General features: G+C 43.8%; 19 protein-coding genes. 7 read left to right on the forward strand and 12 right to left on the reverse strand.

Annotation, left to right across the window (positions count from 1 at the left end; genetic code table 11):
- Positions 1-16 precede the first annotated feature (16 nt).
- From ACLVWU_RS08420 to ACLVWU_RS08430, 3 genes are read right to left on the reverse strand one after another with little or no spacing between them, the layout of a single operon-like run.
- Positions 17-961, reverse strand: coding sequence for a hypothetical protein (locus ACLVWU_RS08420; RefSeq protein WP_413578548.1), 945 nt, complete (start codon positions 959-961; stop codon positions 17-19).
- Positions 958-1,239, reverse strand: coding sequence for a hypothetical protein (locus ACLVWU_RS08425; protein WP_413578549.1), 282 nt, complete (start codon positions 1,237-1,239; stop codon positions 958-960). The genes ACLVWU_RS08420 and ACLVWU_RS08425 overlap by 4 nt, the downstream gene beginning before the upstream one ends.
- A complete protein-coding gene (locus ACLVWU_RS08430; RefSeq protein WP_413578550.1) occupies positions 1,236-1,844 on the reverse strand; it encodes a transglycosylase domain-containing protein in 609 nt (202 codons plus the stop codon). Before ACLVWU_RS08430 ends, ACLVWU_RS08425 begins: the two co-directional genes overlap by 4 nt.
- A gap of 507 nt (positions 1,845-2,351) precedes the next feature.
- On the opposite strand from ACLVWU_RS08430, the gene ACLVWU_RS08435 reads away from it, so the two are divergent.
- Positions 2,352-3,419: a hypothetical protein gene (locus ACLVWU_RS08435; RefSeq protein ID WP_413578551.1), complete on the forward strand. Its 1,068-nt coding sequence runs from the start codon at positions 2,352-2,354 to the stop codon at positions 3,417-3,419.
- 348 nt (positions 3,420-3,767) lie between these two features.
- Here ACLVWU_RS08435 and ACLVWU_RS08440 read toward each other — a convergent pair whose 3' ends face one another.
- Both ACLVWU_RS08440 and ACLVWU_RS08445 read right to left on the reverse strand, forming a co-directional pair.
- Complete coding sequence (locus ACLVWU_RS08440) at positions 3,768-4,250, reverse strand: hypothetical protein (protein WP_413578552.1); 483 nt, start codon at positions 4,248-4,250, stop codon at positions 3,768-3,770.
- Between the two features lie 10 nt (positions 4,251-4,260).
- Positions 4,261-5,001, reverse strand: a complete 741-nt coding sequence (locus tag ACLVWU_RS08445) for a sterol desaturase family protein (protein WP_413578553.1) — start codon at positions 4,999-5,001, stop codon at positions 4,261-4,263.
- 338 nt (positions 5,002-5,339) lie between these two features.
- Here ACLVWU_RS08445 and ACLVWU_RS08450 point away from each other — a divergent pair, with 338 nt between their 5' ends.
- The 3 genes from ACLVWU_RS08450 (at position 5,340) to ACLVWU_RS08460 (ending at position 8,895) form a co-directional block, all read left to right on the forward strand.
- Positions 5,340-5,822 (forward strand): hypothetical protein, encoded by a 483-nt coding sequence (locus tag ACLVWU_RS08450; protein ID WP_413578554.1) that lies wholly within the window; start codon positions 5,340-5,342, stop codon positions 5,820-5,822.
- 387 nt (positions 5,823-6,209) lie between these two features.
- Positions 6,210-6,569, forward strand: a complete 360-nt coding sequence (locus ACLVWU_RS08455; protein WP_413578555.1) for a hypothetical protein — start codon at positions 6,210-6,212, stop codon at positions 6,567-6,569.
- Positions 6,570-7,869: 1,300 nt separating this feature from the next.
- Positions 7,870-8,895: a hypothetical protein gene (locus tag ACLVWU_RS08460; RefSeq protein WP_413578556.1), complete on the forward strand. Its 1,026-nt coding sequence runs from the start codon at positions 7,870-7,872 to the stop codon at positions 8,893-8,895.
- A 246-nt stretch (positions 8,896-9,141) separates the two neighbouring features.
- Here the strand turns inward: ACLVWU_RS08460 and ACLVWU_RS08465 are convergent, their stop codons facing one another.
- Complete coding sequence (locus ACLVWU_RS08465) at positions 9,142-9,528, reverse strand: hypothetical protein (RefSeq protein ID WP_413578557.1); 387 nt, start codon at positions 9,526-9,528, stop codon at positions 9,142-9,144.
- Entirely contained in the window at positions 9,529-9,864 is a 336-nt protein-coding gene (locus tag ACLVWU_RS08470; protein WP_413578558.1) for a hypothetical protein, read from the reverse strand. It abuts the gene before it with no gap.
- Positions 9,865-11,010: 1,146 nt separating this feature from the next.
- Between ACLVWU_RS08470 and ACLVWU_RS08475 the strand changes: the two genes are divergently transcribed.
- The 3 genes from ACLVWU_RS08475 to ACLVWU_RS08485 are packed head-to-tail and all read left to right on the forward strand — an operon-like array spanning position 11,011 to position 12,075.
- Positions 11,011-11,325 carry a hypothetical protein gene (locus tag ACLVWU_RS08475; protein WP_413578559.1) on the forward strand — a complete coding sequence of 105 codons (315 nt, stop codon included), beginning with the start codon at positions 11,011-11,013 and terminating at the stop codon, positions 11,323-11,325.
- A complete protein-coding gene (locus ACLVWU_RS08480) occupies positions 11,318-11,701 on the forward strand; it encodes a hypothetical protein (RefSeq protein WP_413578560.1) in 384 nt (127 codons plus the stop codon). Before ACLVWU_RS08475 ends, ACLVWU_RS08480 begins: the two co-directional genes overlap by 8 nt.
- The gene (locus ACLVWU_RS08485) at positions 11,698-12,075 is read left to right on the forward strand and encodes a hypothetical protein (protein WP_413578561.1); all 378 of its coding nucleotides are present in this window, start codon (positions 11,698-11,700) and stop codon (positions 12,073-12,075) included. Before ACLVWU_RS08480 ends, ACLVWU_RS08485 begins: the two co-directional genes overlap by 4 nt.
- A gap of 213 nt (positions 12,076-12,288) precedes the next feature.
- On the opposite strand, the gene ACLVWU_RS08490 is transcribed toward ACLVWU_RS08485, so the two are convergent.
- From ACLVWU_RS08490 to ACLVWU_RS08510, 5 genes are all read right to left on the reverse strand, one after another.
- The gene (locus ACLVWU_RS08490) at positions 12,289-13,224 is read right to left on the reverse strand and encodes a DUF2971 domain-containing protein (protein ID WP_413578562.1); all 936 of its coding nucleotides are present in this window, start codon (positions 13,222-13,224) and stop codon (positions 12,289-12,291) included.
- Between the two features lie 3 nt (positions 13,225-13,227).
- A complete protein-coding gene (locus ACLVWU_RS08495) occupies positions 13,228-14,067 on the reverse strand; it encodes a DNA/RNA non-specific endonuclease (RefSeq protein ID WP_413578777.1) in 840 nt (279 codons plus the stop codon).
- 62 nt (positions 14,068-14,129) lie between these two features.
- Complete coding sequence (locus ACLVWU_RS08500) at positions 14,130-14,984, reverse strand: hypothetical protein (RefSeq protein WP_413578563.1); 855 nt, start codon at positions 14,982-14,984, stop codon at positions 14,130-14,132.
- On the reverse strand, positions 14,984-15,478 hold the full coding sequence (locus tag ACLVWU_RS08505; RefSeq protein ID WP_413578564.1) for a hypothetical protein: 495 nt from the start codon (positions 15,476-15,478) through the stop codon (positions 14,984-14,986). Before ACLVWU_RS08505 ends, ACLVWU_RS08500 begins: the two co-directional genes overlap by 1 nt.
- Positions 15,475-16,458 (reverse strand): zinc dependent phospholipase C family protein, encoded by a 984-nt coding sequence (locus ACLVWU_RS08510; protein ID WP_413578565.1) that lies wholly within the window; start codon positions 16,456-16,458, stop codon positions 15,475-15,477. The genes ACLVWU_RS08505 and ACLVWU_RS08510 overlap by 4 nt, the downstream gene beginning before the upstream one ends.
- Positions 16,459-16,637 lie beyond the last annotated feature (179 nt).

Raw genomic sequence — 16,637 nt, forward strand, 5'->3', positions numbered from 1 at the left:
AAATCTCTAATCCGATCTAGTAGTCCCACTCTCTATCGGGAGAGGCGCAGGCGATCTTGTCGGTGCTCGTAAGTTTGAGGGTTTTCAAGTCAAGGTTGTGAGTTCGAAGGGTGGCAAGTCGTCGGGATCTCGCCTTGTAATCCTGTTTTTCTTGGTCCGAACAGCCGCCAACATACTTCTCTTGAATCTTTATCTCAGCAGTTGAATCATTTAAGAATCTAATCTCGCTGTACTCAATTTTAAGCGCAAGCTTTTGATCTTTGATATTGAAAATCTTAAGCGTACTGATTTCGCTAGTTAAAGGTTGCCTCACGAAGGCATTGTCACCCTTAACTTCAAGGAGGAAGCTGTGAGTCTCTTTGATTTGAAAAAGGGGTTTTCCGTACTCACCTTTGTTGCAGGATTTGTAAGAGACATCCTGTTTGTTTGCGGAATAAAACTCCATGAAAGACCCAAACTTCTCTCCATCATCCGTGAGTCGAATGAAAAACTTGCCAATGAACTTACATTCTGGAACTTTTGTAAGAACAGCTATAGTGCTAAAGTTTTTAGAGTCTTCCACTGGCGATAGCCAGTCTTGAGGATCTATGTTGATTCTATGTTCGCCTTCTGCGACCTCAACCACAATCGGCTTGTGGGAATGGCATTTGGATTGATCTTTGCCGCAAACGACGAATTCGTTGAAGTAGGCTTTGTAAGGTTTGGACCAAGTGTCGATTGGTTTCAATAAAGTTGCATGGACATAGTACTTGCCGGGTGGAAGCTTTATACTAAATTTGTTATTAGCTTCGGACGGTGTGCAGAACTGATTGTAATCGGAACTATCGGTTGGAATCGCACATATAGTCTGGGCTGGTATTTTAGCATCTTTAAAATACGAGACTTCACCAGAAAGCATGGATTCTGCCGCGAAACTTGGCATGCTCAAAACCGTAATAAGGAAAAGTATTGAATACTTCATTTCCTAAACCCAGAGCTCTTATTAAAGTAGTTATGAATATACTTGGCCATGGAGCGATCTCTGATCTCAATATGTCTCATGCCCATGTGGTCAAGGCACTGAACAAGGTACTTGTGTACGTCGTCCTCCGAGCCACCTTCTGCAAGCAAAGTATAAAGGGGGCCTGCGTAGCAATCGTACTCAGTTGGAGCCTGACCGTTAATGATTGCGCCGGGAATGGCTCCAATTGGATCCCAATGTTGCAAATATCTTCTTAAAACTTCTAACACTTCCTTCATAAGTTTCCTTGTGCTTCTAGCTTATTGTGAAGCTTTTCAACTTCCTCTGCGAACCTTTCGGAATGGATTTGATTTGAGTAAATCCCGGGGGCTCGCTGTAGTACGAACAACGTCGCAATGTCTTTTGAATTCAGTTCAGAGATATTCTTGTTTAAGTAACGCTGAGATGCGGCCGCAACGCCAATGATTTTTGAAGCTTTATTTTCGCCCCAGTAAGCTCGCTCGAGCAGGGTAGCCGCTATGTGCTCTGGAGGGTAATGATTGATCAAATAAAGTGTGCCGAGGAAACTATCGAAAGCATACTTCAACGCCCGTCTAGGAGCTATCAGGTTGGTTTTTACGAGTTGATAAGCAGACAGACAGTTATTGTTGTCGTACTTTAATAGTGCGCGTGGCGTACAATCTAAATACCCTGGGTATTCCACCATCATTGCCGTTACCAGAGCAGGGGGTAGTTTCTCTGGAGTGCCTTGCATGATGACGTCAATATCTTTACCCACTACAAAGTAAATGCCAACGACACTCGTCAACAGTGTACCAAGAGTGATGGCGAAAAGAATTAGGCCTATTTTGAGAGAGCTTTTAAGTAAAGAACCCATTTTCATATTAAATCCAATAAACACCACCGTGTATACTACTAATGTGGGGCGATGAAAGTCACCCAGCTTCGTTGTTGTCACGAACCTTGCTTCGCTGCGACCTACATAAAGTAGGCCTCACTTCACAAGAACCGCTCCGCCTAGAATCTGAATGCCTTTGATCACCCCGAATTCCCCTGAAAAATTCCATCCATCGGTAAATGTACCCAGTTTGAGCCCAAAACTGGGCGAACCCGGGCTACATATACCAAAGGTATATCGGGAACAATTCTCCTCCGCACTCTCAGAGTAACCGGGCTATCGCCAACAACTTTTCCCTAATGTAAATTTCATTGAGTTTAATGGTTGCTTAAGAGAGCATAATCTATGCTTTTCACATTTACGGTCTTTTTTCTGATGTTTCTGGGTCTATGCTTCGTCGCGATTACGACCTATATGGTTTTAAGCGAGAAGATCGAAATCATGTACTATAACCCCGGACACGCTGAACTACTGCCGAAAAAGTATCCTTCAATGAACGAAGTGTTGGCGGCGGAAAAAGTTCTGGAGTCTGACGCTGGGAACATCGAACTTCGAATCGAAGTCATGGAGTGTCGTCTTTTCCAATTTAGCATTTACGACCAAGTGTCAGTTGATCACGCGCTTTGGTTTGTACGAAATGTTCCGCTACATTCCTATACCTGGAAGACTTGTATGGTGATCGCACCAAGTGGGGCAAAAGATGTGCTACTGAAGGCATGGGAAGAACAGGTAGTGAACTCAAATCGGCATTCAGCTTACTTACGAGCAGTTGCACGCTATTTTAGATTTGTTACTCCCGATGTTTCTCTTCCGTACTTGAAAGAATTGCTAAAGCGGTCTCCCTTTAACAAAGACACACTTCAGCTAATTGCGCTTAGGGAAGAGTCAAACCTGCCAACGGGGTATGAGGCGACTCATCCGTTTCCTGGCTTACGTGTTAGTCTGTACTATTGGAAGCGATATATTGAAATGCAATGGTCGAGCTTCCTATCTGAGAAAGTTGATCAGGTGCGCTGGCGATATCCTGTTCTTTTTCCTAAGTGGTATTGTGTAATTCTGCTGGTTGTTATTTCATTATTTAAAAAGAAAGAAAATGAATGGTTCAATTGTTATGATGTCGGTGTGTATGGCATGTCCGCCTATTACTTCGGCGACTATGAGCTTTCTAAGAAATGCGCCAAGCAGTTTTTAAAGATTCAACCGGAAGCTGAGAAAAAGAACAATTACCCGGGGATTTTTGCTAAGGGATTTTCGCTGGTGGGTATGCTGGCTTTAAAAGAGGGTGATATGGATACGCTTCACCAGATTCTGAATAAAAAATGTCAGGACCCCGCTGAGACTGAGTTTGATTTCCTATTTCATGACAAAGACCTTCTGATGGAGCTTGCACTTAAGAAACGAAGTGATATCGCATTGCAGTTTATCTTGGATCGTCTGAAAGGGCGTGAAGCCGATCCGGCTACTATCTACTTGATGGATTATATACGCGGGGGTGGAATTCCATATTCTGCTGAGCATTTTGACCTAATGTCGAAACGGTCAAAAGAAGAAGCCGAATAGGAACACATATGAAATACATTAAATTTGCAATGGCCATTATTGGACTAATGGTCTTCGTAGGCGGCCTCTGGTGGGTGCTTTACGGTGACGGGTGATGAAAACTAACCATCTTCTTCGTTGTCATTGAACTTCCAGTCCTCACCGCGACCTGTGGCCACAGAATGGAGAGCCAGAGGCTCGCAATTGAAGTAGCTGGTTCAGCTACAGCACTCCTCGGCTCAGCCGACGTACGCCTCCGGGTGGAAAGCTCAACTCCGCCTCGAATCTGGTCAGTTTTGATCAACCGTGGATCTGATTTCCAAAAGCAAAAATCCAAATGAATAAATGCAATTCAGTTAGGCGCAATTCCTATTTCTCAGGTGCTACAACTACTAACCACTCTATCTTCCTGTTTGAACAGCTAATGATCCGGTCCTGAGAGCGTTCTACTTTATCGGCGTCAATGACAGATTTACAAGTATTAGGCGCGGCACCAGACTGCTCCCATTGCATACAACACTCGGCATTTTTGCTTATTAAAGAGAGATTAAGTTTGTCTCCAGCTGCTACCTTACAATCTTTTGAATGAAAGTAGAGGGTGATGGGCTGAGTGATTTTCGGATCGTTCGTTTTCAATGGCTTCACGGTAACCAAACAGCCTGGTGCTTCGATGGTAATAAACTTGAGTTTGGAGTAGTCTATTACTTTAGATTTCACACAGGATGCTTTAGTTTTGTCTTTACCGATCACCTCAAACTCTCCATTGAGTTTTGATTCAGTGGTTTCCATGCAGCGAGCGTCCACATTCAGTGAAAAGAAGAGAACTATTGGAATGCAATAGATAAGCTTCATATGGAAACTCCTAGTAGACGTCCTTAAAGGCCAATATTTCTTTGAACTTCGTTTCATGGTCATTTGGAAATCCACATTTATCAGCAAAATCATCAGCATCTTTGAAAGTTCCAAACATTCTGTCCCAAACTGTTAGGTCAGAATAATTATACTTATGAACCCCTAATTGATGGTGGATGGAGTGGTGTTCTGGTCTTTGCAGGATATATCCAACCCATTTGGGAGTTCTAATATTGGCATGATAGAAGTATTCGCCAGTAGCCGCATAGAGCGCATACCAAGCACCGGCCTCAGCACTTCCGCCGAAAACACAGTAAATGATAAATCCAATAAGAATTGAATCGGCTGCGATTTCCACAGGATGCTTGTAGAAAGAAGTTAAGACTTCGATTCTGGCGGGGCTGTGATGCAGTTGATGGAAAATCAACCACCAGCCATTGGCGTGGCGCAGACGATGCCACCAATAGAAGACAAAAGTTCCGATGATCCAAAATACGAAACCCTCTAGAGCAGGGGACTTCCAGTTTCCGATCGGAATGAGAGTGTAGTCTCTAAAGAACTTATTCCAAGTGAGTCCAGCAATTCCCACCATTAGGAGTTGGACGAGGTTGATTAAAATAGCTCTTCCGTACCAGCCCTTCGAGTGAGGAAGCTCACGGCCTGGTTTTACACGTTCCAAGGTAAAAAAGAAGAGAGTACTTACAATAAGTAGAATCGAAGGAAGAGCTTGGGACGAGATTGTGTTTTCCATACTAAAATTAAACCCAATAAACAGCTTGGTGTATATCTAAAACTTCGATAGCATCGAGTAATGCAGAATCTGGGCGGGGCTCTCATTTTTCTTTTATACTTCCTACTTCTTTACGGAATATTCATGGCACCAGTTTTGATCCTGATTGCCTATTTGATCCGTAAGAAATGGAAACGAACGGGCAATATAGGACTGTGGATTGGATCAGTGTATCTAGTTGCCTCAATAGTATTTGTAACAGTCTCCTATATCGGTGAACGCGATCTCGCTAAAAGGCGGGAAGCTGAACGCGCAAATAAAGTCCAGGTAGATACCGAGTAGGGTAAAAGGAATCAATTATGACTATCAGAAGCCTTTTAATATTAATGACGATCTGCTTTGCACAAATAGCCTTCGCTGATTGTCAGAGTATATTACCACTAGAGGGTAAATTTCGTCTTATTGAAAAGACTGAGCCTAGTGTTCAGTGCGATACTGGGAGTTTAAAAGTTAAAGGCTGCGTGCTCAAAGTATTCAACACGGATCCCAAGGAGTCTCAGAAGATCGAGTCGGTTTATGGAAATCCTGAAGTTTGTAGTTGGAAAAAGAACGAAATACGAGAGGTGAAGATTGGTCGGAGATGTTGTGACATTGGGTATCGCATAAGCTGTGCGGATGGCAAAGACGGAATGTATAGCAAGGAAGAGACTGATCAAGAATTTGCTTGCATGACTGACTTGAGCTTCTATGTTGAAAAGTATAAGCGTATGGAGAAAGGAAAGTCCGTTCAGCGAATCTACAATGAAAAGAAGAAAGCGTTTGAGGACGCTCCAAGGAAGTAACTAATCCAGACCAGAGTAGAGTGAAATATGTCCAATTTTGAGTTTTATGGCGCTATTGCGCTCATTATTTTGATGGTGGTCGGATTTATTCCGGCCATCAATAATTTCAAGCAAGTGTATCACAGACGCTCTAACAAGATCTCCGAACTCAATCGGAAGGTGTATCTCATATATACTGGTCTTGGCATTGTCGGCATTCCATTGATGGTTGCTTTACTCATATACCTGTTGATTTCTAAATCACGCATTTAACAGACCCAATTTCCAATTCTCAGAATTAATTCTCCAAATTCGGAGAATTCCGGAATTTTCTCCTTCAAATCGAATTAATTGATTCTGAATCTGGCAATGTCCTTGCTCTAGGGGTTCTCCATCAAAGGAGAACTTATGAGTAACGAAAAACAAATCAAAACTATTAATAGATGTCTTTACGGGGCAGCCCTCGTGCAAATCCTCTCGACTGGCTTTGTAGCGCTTAAAGCTATGCAATTTAGCCCAGAGCAATCCTTGGTTAGTCCGATCATGTCCGTCTTTGGAATGTCAGGAGTCTATCTCGCAGTTATTCTGGTCGCAGTCCACTTTGTCACTAAAGGACTAAAGGAGAAGAGCGGCTGGTCGTGGGTAGGAGCGGTTTCGATCTTGATTTTGACTGCTGCAAGCTTTGCCCTTCCTCTGTGCATTGTGGGGCTGCTTACTTTGTTCAAAAAAGAGAATCGTGAGGTGTATCTTGCACAGCTTGACCTTTAATAACAACAGCTGGAACGGCGATCTAATCAGCCAAGAGTTAAGTAGTTTGGAAATGGAAATTCAGATGAGAACTACACTGATGGGGCGAAGATCGTTTGTACAAACTCACAATCCTAACTCGTTTTTGAGGATGTAATTTTATGAAAAAGGTGTCGGTAGTTTTTATTTTAATGGCGGTGTGTGTTGGGGTGGGAGTGTTTGCTCACCAGAAACTTGGAATGCCGGTCGGTGTGAATGCGCTTGCGATCAACAAGTATCGCAAGCTTGAGCCTGGCCAGTACCGGTTAAAGACCACCACTGAGCCTGGTGGCGGGCTTCAAGAGTATGAAACGTGTTTTGGTGAAACCATACCGTCTCGGGAAATTGAGGATGTTCCTGGTCTTAACTGTGTGAGCCGAACTTTGTCTGAATCGAGAGATCACATCCAGACGGAGGCGAGCTGTATGGGTCAAGGCATCAGAGTGCATTCGAAAACGACGGTGTCGCGAACACCGTGGGGGCAGGTGATGGTGCTGGAAACAAATACCAACGGTAGAAAAGAGAGAACGATCATGGAGGCGTCCTACGTCGGCCCATGTGGGGGGGAGGGAGCTATAACGGCTCATCTACTTCGTTATCGGAATCGGGACTGTCCTCGACGTACCTGTGCGTACGCCTGCGGGAATCCCGCTTCCTCTGCCTCGTATCTGAGCTCTTCTAGCTCCCTCCGGGGAAATTTAATTAAAGAAAAAGGAGAATTCTTATGAAAATGATTCTAACAATTGCAATTTTACTTACCGGTTCGGCATCTCATGCGGCTTTCGGAACTGATTACTATAGAGACTCTGAATATGATCGAAGAAACACCTGCTCAGATCAAGTATGTGCCATGAATGACCGTGGCTATACCTATCACCGAGTTTGTAACGAGCTTCGGGAGCGACAACAAGCGGCGTGGCCGAAGCAGGGGTATTTGCGGATTTTGGTGGAGGGGAGTAATCAGTATTGCCGATGCACCTGCGACTACGGCTACGAACAAAGGGTGAGGGAGCTATAAAGATCCATCTACTGCGTGGTGAAAGTCTCCTAACTTTCACCCTTCGGGCTGTCGCTTCGGGGTAGCATCCATGCTACGCCGATGTCATCTGAACCCTTCTTCCTCCTCAAGGGGAATCGAAATACATAGGGAAAGGGTGTCTTGTCTGACGGGCTTCCAAAGGAAGAAGACCGGAACCCGTCTTTCATATGGCAAAGCCATATCGTCAACAGTTTTCCTACTCTAAACTTGATTTCGTGAAGTTTTGCTCGGACGATAATAACCATGAACTTAACAAAACAGATATTTCTCGCAGTTGCATTTTGTGGATCAATTCTTACGCTGGCTCATGCTGCTGAGAAAGTGCAACACGAAAAGGACATTCCAACAGTTAAAAAGTACATCCCAAAAGAGTTCTTTAAGCTGAAAGGAGTTGTGTCTGAAGAGCCGCTTAAATTGGGTGACGGTATTGGATACTCTTTTGAAAGTGACATTCTTTTCGATGGTCCCGGTAAATCAAAGTATCTGGTAGCTCTTTATATGGCAGCTCCATCTTTTGACGATACCCAATGTGTCCTTTCTGTTTTTAAAGATGGAAAACCCATGGGCAAAACTGTTCTCCAAGGAGAAGAAACCATTGCTGCTTGCGGTGAAATGATTTTTGATGATCTTGATGGGGATGGGAAACCAGAAGTCATGGTCACGCTGGTGGATCTTAAGGGTTATGAGTTTTCCAGAAGTATACTTGTTTGGAATGGCGACCATTTAAAAGACGTCACTCCTGTTTCCAAAACTGATGGAGGCCGAATCGTTGGGTCATGGTCCCCATCCATTTCTGATGCGCTCGAAGGTAAAAGTAAACTCATCATTGATAGTGGGGAGTCTGGGAAGCAGACGGGAATTTACGTACTTCGCGATGGCAAAATAGAACAAATAGCTTCATATGATTGGTATAGGGGTAGAGATAAAGAAACTGGAAGACTACGTCCGATTAATGAGAAGCTAAATCTCCCGGCTGGCACTTACACTCTTGAAGTGAAGAACCGATCGGCTGACCAGACAAAAGCTGTTCGAGCTCAAGTCCAAGTCGGTGCTAACATTGTGATCAAACCCAATGCCATGTGTGCAGGGCCTGCTCCTGCCGGTTACAAGCCGCCAAATGATGGTGACGGTAACGAAGACAAGAATAAGGGCTGTGTGCCACGTAAGAGCACTTATGCGACGGTTACCTTAAAAGGTAATGAGGTGGTCAAGGTGACGGGGTATGGGGCCACCGGAAGCTATCTCGAAGTAACCCTACTTAAGAAGTAGAGTTACTTGAGGGAGCTATAAAGGTCCATCTACTTTGTCGTTTTAGGCCTTCCTTCGCTGCGACATACTGACCAGTATGCCTCGCTTCGAAAGGCCTAAAGCCTTCGCGTATCTGAACCTTTCTATTTCCCTCAGAAATTCTAATACTATCGGAAAAAAGGATGTCTTGTTTGACGGGCTTCCGAAGGATGAAGTCCGGAACCCGTCTTCCATGCCTGAAAGGCATCGTCAACAAGTTTGAATGGGCTAATTCGGGTTCTTTGTTTCCTGAATAATCACTTCTTTGTCTCCAACCTTCAGAGACTTCTTGAGATCAAAGAAGCGAGCTTGGTCGTAGGTAATTGAAAGTGTATTAGAATCTAGCCATAGCACTTTAATTTTTTCTACATCATCCATGACAGCAACGTGATCGCTTTTATCTGGCTTTGAGTGGGGCTTAACCAGCGAAACAAAGTAAGCTGTGCCGGTCGTGGCACCGCACTCTCGGGTTGAGAGTACGGCTTCGATGGTGTTGTCGGGCGATGTTATTCTTTGAAGTTCAGCATTGGTGCACGAGGCTTCAAGAAGGAAATGAATCCCAAGTACTATGGAAACTAAAAATAGGCCTGAGTAGAGAGCTAGTTTTTTTGCCATTTAGCTCAACGTCTGCACGAGGTAGTTTAAAGGAACCATGTAGATCGCAATCAAAATCAAAACTACTCGGATCGCTTTTGAAGTAGGTTTGGTATAAGCATACCACAATGAGAGTGCTGCAATGGCCGCATAAGGCGCGATATTGTTGTGTTGGAGCTGGTATGCATAAGATTTAAAAGGCGCAAGTTCTTCCTTTAACTCCGGATGTAGTAAAATCAATTCATATAGTTTTGAAAGTTTTCGCTGTCCAATACCGGTAGGAATCGACCAATAAGCAAACACGGTAAGAGCTATGAATCCCCAGTCGAATAGTTGCGTCTTGGTTTTAGTTTCCATTAGATTTCTCCAGATTACTAATTAGAAAACACAAATCAATTTATTGGTAGAGAAAAGTGTGAGGAGCTATAAGGGCTCATCTGCTGTGTTGTCAGGAACCTTGCTTCGCTGCGACCTACGGGTAGTAGGCCTCGCTTCGCAAGAACCCTTCCGCCTTGCAACTGAACCCTTCTATCTCCTCACTGGAATTCCTGAAATCATCGGAAAAATGGGGTCCGTCTGAGCTGAATACTCAGCGAACCCGAATTCCATATCCCGGAGGGATATCGTAAACGCTTATCCCCGGGGTTGGAGTTTTGATTGGATGAATTTGGAGCGAACTATCAGCCGAACTGCGAAAGCCATAGCAATGAGCGGGAGGGCGATTGAATAGATCAACCCTAAAAGTGTTAAAGATGTTTGAAGTAAAGCGGACAAGTGAGTCAGTTTTATGCTTTTGCTCATAAGAGAGCCTAAGATCAAAGTTGCCGACAATACAATGAAGGTTGAGATCACAGGTGGCGATAGAATCAGTAATATTCTTTTGTTGGCTTGAAGGAAGCGCTCGCAAAGGAGGACTTCAGTAAATATGCAAACTCCAATGAGGAACATTCCAAAATAGGAAATGTAGGAATCAGTCGCAATTAGGTCTGAAAAAATTAAAGTTGCTAATAAGACGTGGGTTACAAATCCAACCCAAAGATTGTATTTGTGGATTCTTTCTTTATTCGTTTTAAGCCAAGTGAGTATCTTCATCTCTTCTTATTACAAAACATAACCATATTTAATGGTAGAGAATTCTTTAAAGGCCGGCTATCCTTTTCTTATGAACGAACATATAAAGAAAGCACGTAAAATCGCTTTGATTGAGTACCTGGTGGTGCTGGTCGTTTTAGTTATTCTCGTTCTGCTATTCAAGGATGAGATTTTTAACGATAAAAAGACGCAGGGCCATATCCAACCATCGCCGAACCCGGGGTTGGTGAGGGTCCATAAGGGCTCATCCACTTTGTCGTTTTAGGCCTTTCTTCTCTGCGACATACTGACCAGTATGCCTCGCTTCGAAAGCCCTAAAGCCTTCGCGTGTCTGAACCCTTCTATCTCCTCACTGGGCTCGTAAATAGAGTGGTTGAAGGCAACTTGGGATAACTTTGGAGAAAACTGATAATGACATTTGCGCCAAGAGATCTTTTTCCTGATGCGACCTACAAGTTTACTGAGCTTGGTATTGTTCAGACTCAAAACGGTTCAGATTCAATACTGTATTGGACTGAAGACGTAAAATGTCGAATTGATCTCGTCGATGATCGCTTTATGTTGGTTGTTGAACTTAAAGAGGTGTGGCCGTTTAAAAGTTTATGGGCAATTCCCCTCTATAGAGATACTTTTGAGTCCACGAAAAAGGAAATTCTAAAATACACGCCTGAGGGGCATCCAATTCGCATAGCGATTACGCAGTATTCTGGAGCAGCTCATGGCTAAGCTTACCAATGATGAAAAGTGGATTCTCTGGGAAAAGTTTATTAGAGAAAAGAAGCTCGTCTGGAGATTTAGTTTTCCGGAACGCAAGATGCGGATTCCTGGCATTCGAGAAGATAAGCCATTGATTTTTCATACGAGACATCAGGCTGCTCTGACCGCGGCAATATTCTGGGGTGTGCCTATGACGATTTTCGCTTTTATAACTTCCTATATGTACGAGGTTCCAAAGCCGGATGTTTTGGTTTTTTTGTTTCTTTCGATTCATATGGTGGTTTGTTCGCTTGGGTTTGGGTATTTGGTGACCATCGGAATGGGGAAGAAGAGAGAGCGGTTAGGGTTAGTTTCATGGGAAGCCTTTGGTGAGGAGATCCAATGAATAAACTTACCAACGATCAAAAGTGGCAACTCTTCGGGGAGTACCAGCTCAAGCATCCGCTTCTATTGGGGTTCAAATCAAACTTCGGAAGAAAAGCCGCAAGTCTCATCTTTCAAGATCCCAGACCCATCGTCTTTTTTGGATTCAAAAAGCTATTCACTGTGTTCTTTGTTCAATGCATGCTGCTATTGGTTTTCTTTAGATTATTGCCTTCGAAGGAAGTACCCAGCTTAGGGAATTTAATTGGGCTTGTGGGGGTGTTTTTAGGGGTGAGTGCGGGGATGGCTTGGGGGTGGAGTTGGGTGAATACGATCATAAGAAGGAAACTCAACCTCACCACATGGGAATCCTTCGGCGAAGTGAGGGAGCTATAAAGGTCCATCTACTTTGTCGTTTTAGGTCTTCCTTCACTGCGACATACTGATCAGTATGCCTCGCTTCAAAAGACCTAAAGCCTTCGCGTATCTGAACCTTTCTATCTCCCTCAAGAATTCTAATACTATCGGAAAAGTATCAGTCTGAGGGGCTCCATAAAGAGAAGCCCTGAACCCGGGCTACATGTCCAACGGACATCGGTGACAGTTTTCCTAAGTCCTTAAAGGAACATCTACGCAACGAACTTTGCTGTGCACTATTGTCGCATTTTCATAAATCGCAAGTTCGAGTGCTCGTTTGATTATCTTTTGTTGGCCAGATGGCCCAACTACAACCTCTTTGAATAGTTTATGAGTATCTGCATAGTGGGGAGGTGTTGTCATGTACTTGTTCAAATCTAGCACTCTTACAGTTTGAGGAATGCCGTCAATGCAAATAGGGGTTGGCACAAATAGTGTATTTCCGATCCATCTTGGAAGAACTACACGCAATTCCTGTTCTTCTTCAAAAATATTGTGCTTTGTCGATAGTACCGTAAAGAGAAGATATAATCCAATATGCTGTACGAAGTCTTGGATGCTCATCGCAGAAAAAAGTTTACTACTATTTCTAACTTCTTCAGCTTTCTGAAGAAGTGCATTAGTGAATTGTTCTGCCGTTTGGTATTGAACAACCATTGCAATAGACTCAGTTCCTTCGCGGAAAAAATAGTCTGGAGAAAAGTGTAGCGCAACACTGGCTTTTCCACCACCATAAGCTTTCCACATTGAAAGGCGACCATTTGGGTTGGTTTCTTGTTTTTGAATATAGAATGAGGCGATGAATACTTCCTCAGAATTCGATTCCAATAGGAACTTAATATAAGGAATTAGCTGAAATGAACAGCCGCTGTGAACGGAATTCATGGCATCAATGAATTGCTGTCCCTGTTTGCTGGCGAGAAAATCTAGCAGGCATTTTTTTCCGTGTAGTATTTCTGAGGTATCGTTCATCACGCGACAGTCCCGAAACCAAAATGTTTTGGACTGAATAATCTTAAGTGCGGTTTCGGCAGATGTGTAGTGAACGATATCTGCTTTCTCTTTCGCAACAAATTCTTTTACCGTATGCGGAAAAAATATTCTTCCAAGACTATCTGCGGGACTCATATTCTACCTACTCACAACTTTCTTTGCTTTCTTTTTGGTGAAGCAATCGACACTCGCCCAGTCAGCCACTGGCTTCACTGGATACGCTTCAATCATCATCTTTAACTCCGGTACCTGGGTTTTTAGCTTTTCTTCCAAAGCTTCTTTGGTAACCGCGCGGGAGGTCATCACATCACCCTTGTCTGTTTGGAAGTACACAAACGCCAGCATCTTCTCAGGCGGCGTCTTGTCCAACACCACCTTAAAGAACTCCGCCGGAATTGCCAAACCACTCTTAAAGGTCGGAAGTCCTTCTTTAAGGACTGGCCCCGTGATCACTTCCACTTCCTTCTCTCCACACGCCCATAACCTCACCTGATTCTCAAGCTTAAGCCACGCATCGCGGTTTAAGTTCGGAGCCTGAGGGCTAAGATTGCTCATGTAGAAAGTCGTATCCTGAGCTTCTTGCGAAAAGCCGAAGTCCTTGGAGTTAGCCAGATGGCCTTGGTCGTAGCCGGATTTGAGGTATTCCTTCGGTAAAACCTGAACACCCTTCAGAGACACCAACAATGGATCGGCCTTAAACTTATCCGATCTTGTCGCCCTGTCAGATTCGGCGAGTTGGGCCGAACTTAGCGAGTAACGGACGTATCTCGCTAAGCGAAAAGCCTTGTCGTAATAGACGGTAAAGTACTTGTGGTCCAAAACGACAAGGTTTTCGTCTGGGGCTGCTATTGGTGGTGGGGAGAGAGGGGATTGAGTAACAATCTCCGTTGTCTGGCATCCCACCAATAGCAAGAGAGCGATAAGCATCCAACTACTGCGTTGGAGCGAACCCGCCTTCGTTGCGACGTATTCAACCATACGTCTCACTTCGACGGAACCGCTCCGCCTTGCATTTGAATACTTCTTGCTCTCTTTATGCATTACTGGCCTCTATAGTTCATCGCTGGCAGATTCAAACCTGAAGCTGCATCAATCTTTAATTTAATTGTTTCTGCACGGGATCGGAATTGTCGATCTAGAGCAATGCTAGTGCGTTCGATGTAGCATTCGACTAAATACCGTATTAATTTGTTACCTTTTTCGAAAATGTCTTGTTTGAGAAATATCCGCTCGGAAAGATCTTCGAAGAAGAAATCTAAATTTTCTGTGCGATCAAAGCTTTGCCGGAACCAGTCCAAAAAAACTGCTTCATTTTGCATCTTAGGTAGAGCTACAGAACCTCCCAATTCGGGAACAATGATATGGGTACCGTTATTATTGGGATCGTGTATTCTTTGCTTAAAACCTTTTGCGCTCATTTCGAAGAACGCGAATACTCTCGGATCAATAATTACTCGCGGATAGTCCGCTTTAGATTCTAGCTCATATGCCTGTATATATGCTGGCCCTACAAGAGTCTGTGTTGCTTGATCCATGAATAGATTTCCAACAGAAATAGCGCCTCTTGTCCACACTTGTGCCTTCGTTGCTAGTAGATACTGTAGCAAACTAACAGCGCTGAAGAATCTACGTACCCTATCGATATCGTGTGAGGATTTGTCCCCAATGAGATCAATTGACATGATAATCGAGTCGCTAACGAAAATCCTTTGAAAGTTATCGTTTGAAGCTGTGTCGCGGTAAAGACCTGCTTTGCCATCTAAATATTCGTTAGCGATATCATAATACTTTTGGAGTTTACTTAAATGACCAGTTTTTAGTAATTCTTTGAAGCCCATCACATCCAAGAATGCGACGAGTTTTTTTGTTTCATAGTTGATTGTGGGTGCAGCCATTAGTTTCTTTCCACTTTGTCTTCGCAGTTCATTTTTGGAAGCTGCTGTTTCCAGAAGTCTAAAATTGCAGGGGAGTTGGCTTTATCGAAGAATTCTACACCCACACAGTTAGCATCGTCGCAGAAAGCGAGCTGATGCTGGGTGGAGTATCCGCAGAATACATATGTTTCAGCAAAACCCTTGATGTCCCGGTTTTCGAATTCAGGAAGGTGCTTCTTCATTGCTTTGTAGCGTTCGTTGTTGTGCTTGTTCAAATAAGCAACATAAGTTTCTTCGTTGAACTTGGTGAAGTTGCGCTTATTGGCTTTTGAATACTCTCCACGAATCTTTGCATTCACACTAAGAAGCACGCCACGGATGTTCTGGTCGTCCTGTGATAGTGGTGGTTTCTCCTGAGCAAGGGTTTGCTCCTGAGGCTGTTCAACTACCACTTCTTTTTGGGCGCAAGAGACTGTCAGAAGTGCGAAGGTTAAGAAGAGAATGATATTTTTCATGCTTGCTCCCACAATACCGGTTTATTGTTTAAATCTTGGTTGGCCAAAGAGCGTCCCGTGTCCAGGTTGATCGCTGGAATTAAATCGGTCACTTCTGGTCCGTTGTTGAACACGTAGTCGTAGGCTTTTTCAATCAAGCCAGGGAATGTCGAGAAGAATCTCGGCATCACGTGTTCGAAGAAATTTACTTTGTTGGCTTTCATAAAGTTTTGAAGATTTCCCTTTTCGGCGGCGTCAATCGGAAATGTCAAGTTCACTAGGGTGGCCTCTTCACCAACTACTTTCTTCTCATCCAAGTAGGCAGCGCCGAAATGTTTGCCTAAGAGTTGGTACCAACTCGGAAATTCACCTTCAGCGATATCTAAAGCGGTCTTCATGGCTTTAAGTAAATCTTCGATTTTGCCGGGTTTGAGCTTATGTCCATGTACCTGTTCGATAACCGTGGAAAAACTTTGAAATACCTGGCTCAACTGTACGGAGTCATTAACGTAATCGAGGTCTTTTTGAAGATTGACACCATTGACCTCTACTCCAACCAGTCTCTTTGAAATCAAAACATCAAGCTTCATTTCGAGAATTCTGTGTTCAGTTTCTGCAACTTCGTAGTCACCGACCATGTCTCTTATAAATGGATGAACAATCCCGTCTGCAATCAGATGGGAGGTGTATCCAATATAGAAGGAGAACAGGGCTTCGGCTAATTCCTCATTTCCTGCCTTCACAGCTTCCTTTGCAGCCTTTAAACCCAGCAGTGGAACTTCGTTGGTTTTACGATAGTGAAGATCATCTGCGACTTCTTTGTTGTTGGTAAATGGGTTGCCATCGAATCTTCCCATGTATGGGATGTCCGGACTGACACATCCAAAAAGGTAAAGTCCAATATCGGCATCAAGGATGTCTTTGGCGTTCTTGCCAGATTCGGATTCAAGATGGTCCAAAGACTTTCTTGCGAAAGCCAGATGTGTAAAACCTGCGGGCATAAAAAACTCCTTTTGGCCCATAGGAGTTCCCCCTCCGAGGCCTGCTTGTAAAAACGTACTGAATTGCAGGTACGTGGCTTTGGTTTATTAACAAACTGGTAATCAAGTCAACTGGCCGACGCCAAAATGGAATGGTTTTTTCGTGACGTTGCTTATCATATTGGCGGGAATTTGGATTT

This window comes from Bdellovibrio sp. HCB290 (assembly GCF_047305925.1).
Taxonomy (GTDB): Bacteria; Bdellovibrionota; Bdellovibrionia; order Bdellovibrionales; family Bdellovibrionaceae; genus Bdellovibrio.

What these genes read in the sequence shown, in the direction of transcription:
- ACLVWU_RS08420 (WP_413578548.1), bottom strand. Translation starts at nt 961, where the DNA reads ATGAAGTATTCAATACTTTTCCTTATTACGGTTTTGAGCATGCCAAGT.
- ACLVWU_RS08425 (WP_413578549.1), bottom strand. Translation starts at nt 1,239, where the DNA reads ATGAAGGAAGTGTTAGAAGTTTTAAGAAGATATTTGCAACATTGGGAT.
- ACLVWU_RS08430 (WP_413578550.1), bottom strand. Translation starts at nt 1,844, where the DNA reads ATGAAAATGGGTTCTTTACTTAAAAGCTCTCTCAAAATAGGCCTAATT.
- ACLVWU_RS08435 (WP_413578551.1), top strand. Translation starts at nt 2,352, where the DNA reads ATGAACGAAGTGTTGGCGGCGGAAAAAGTTCTGGAGTCTGACGCTGGG.
- ACLVWU_RS08440 (WP_413578552.1), bottom strand. Translation starts at nt 4,250, where the DNA reads ATGAAGCTTATCTATTGCATTCCAATAGTTCTCTTCTTTTCACTGAAT.
- ACLVWU_RS08445 (WP_413578553.1), bottom strand. Translation starts at nt 5,001, where the DNA reads ATGGAAAACACAATCTCGTCCCAAGCTCTTCCTTCGATTCTACTTATT.
- ACLVWU_RS08450 (WP_413578554.1), top strand. Translation starts at nt 5,340, where the DNA reads ATGACTATCAGAAGCCTTTTAATATTAATGACGATCTGCTTTGCACAA.
- ACLVWU_RS08455 (WP_413578555.1), top strand. Translation starts at nt 6,210, where the DNA reads ATGAGTAACGAAAAACAAATCAAAACTATTAATAGATGTCTTTACGGG.
- ACLVWU_RS08460 (WP_413578556.1), top strand. Translation starts at nt 7,870, where the DNA reads ATGAACTTAACAAAACAGATATTTCTCGCAGTTGCATTTTGTGGATCA.
- ACLVWU_RS08465 (WP_413578557.1), bottom strand. Translation starts at nt 9,528, where the DNA reads ATGGCAAAAAAACTAGCTCTCTACTCAGGCCTATTTTTAGTTTCCATA.
- ACLVWU_RS08470 (WP_413578558.1), bottom strand. Translation starts at nt 9,864, where the DNA reads ATGGAAACTAAAACCAAGACGCAACTATTCGACTGGGGATTCATAGCT.
- ACLVWU_RS08475 (WP_413578559.1), top strand. Translation starts at nt 11,011, where the DNA reads ATGACATTTGCGCCAAGAGATCTTTTTCCTGATGCGACCTACAAGTTT.
- ACLVWU_RS08480 (WP_413578560.1), top strand. Translation starts at nt 11,318, where the DNA reads ATGGCTAAGCTTACCAATGATGAAAAGTGGATTCTCTGGGAAAAGTTT.
- ACLVWU_RS08485 (WP_413578561.1), top strand. Translation starts at nt 11,698, where the DNA reads ATGAATAAACTTACCAACGATCAAAAGTGGCAACTCTTCGGGGAGTAC.
- ACLVWU_RS08490 (WP_413578562.1), bottom strand. Translation starts at nt 13,224, where the DNA reads ATGAGTCCCGCAGATAGTCTTGGAAGAATATTTTTTCCGCATACGGTA.
- ACLVWU_RS08495 (WP_413578777.1), bottom strand. Translation starts at nt 14,067, where the DNA reads ATGGTTGAATACGTCGCAACGAAGGCGGGTTCGCTCCAACGCAGTAGT.
- ACLVWU_RS08500 (WP_413578563.1), bottom strand. Translation starts at nt 14,984, where the DNA reads ATGGCTGCACCCACAATCAACTATGAAACAAAAAAACTCGTCGCATTC.
- ACLVWU_RS08505 (WP_413578564.1), bottom strand. Translation starts at nt 15,478, where the DNA reads ATGAAAAATATCATTCTCTTCTTAACCTTCGCACTTCTGACAGTCTCT.
- ACLVWU_RS08510 (WP_413578565.1), bottom strand. Translation starts at nt 16,458, where the DNA reads ATGCCCGCAGGTTTTACACATCTGGCTTTCGCAAGAAAGTCTTTGGAC.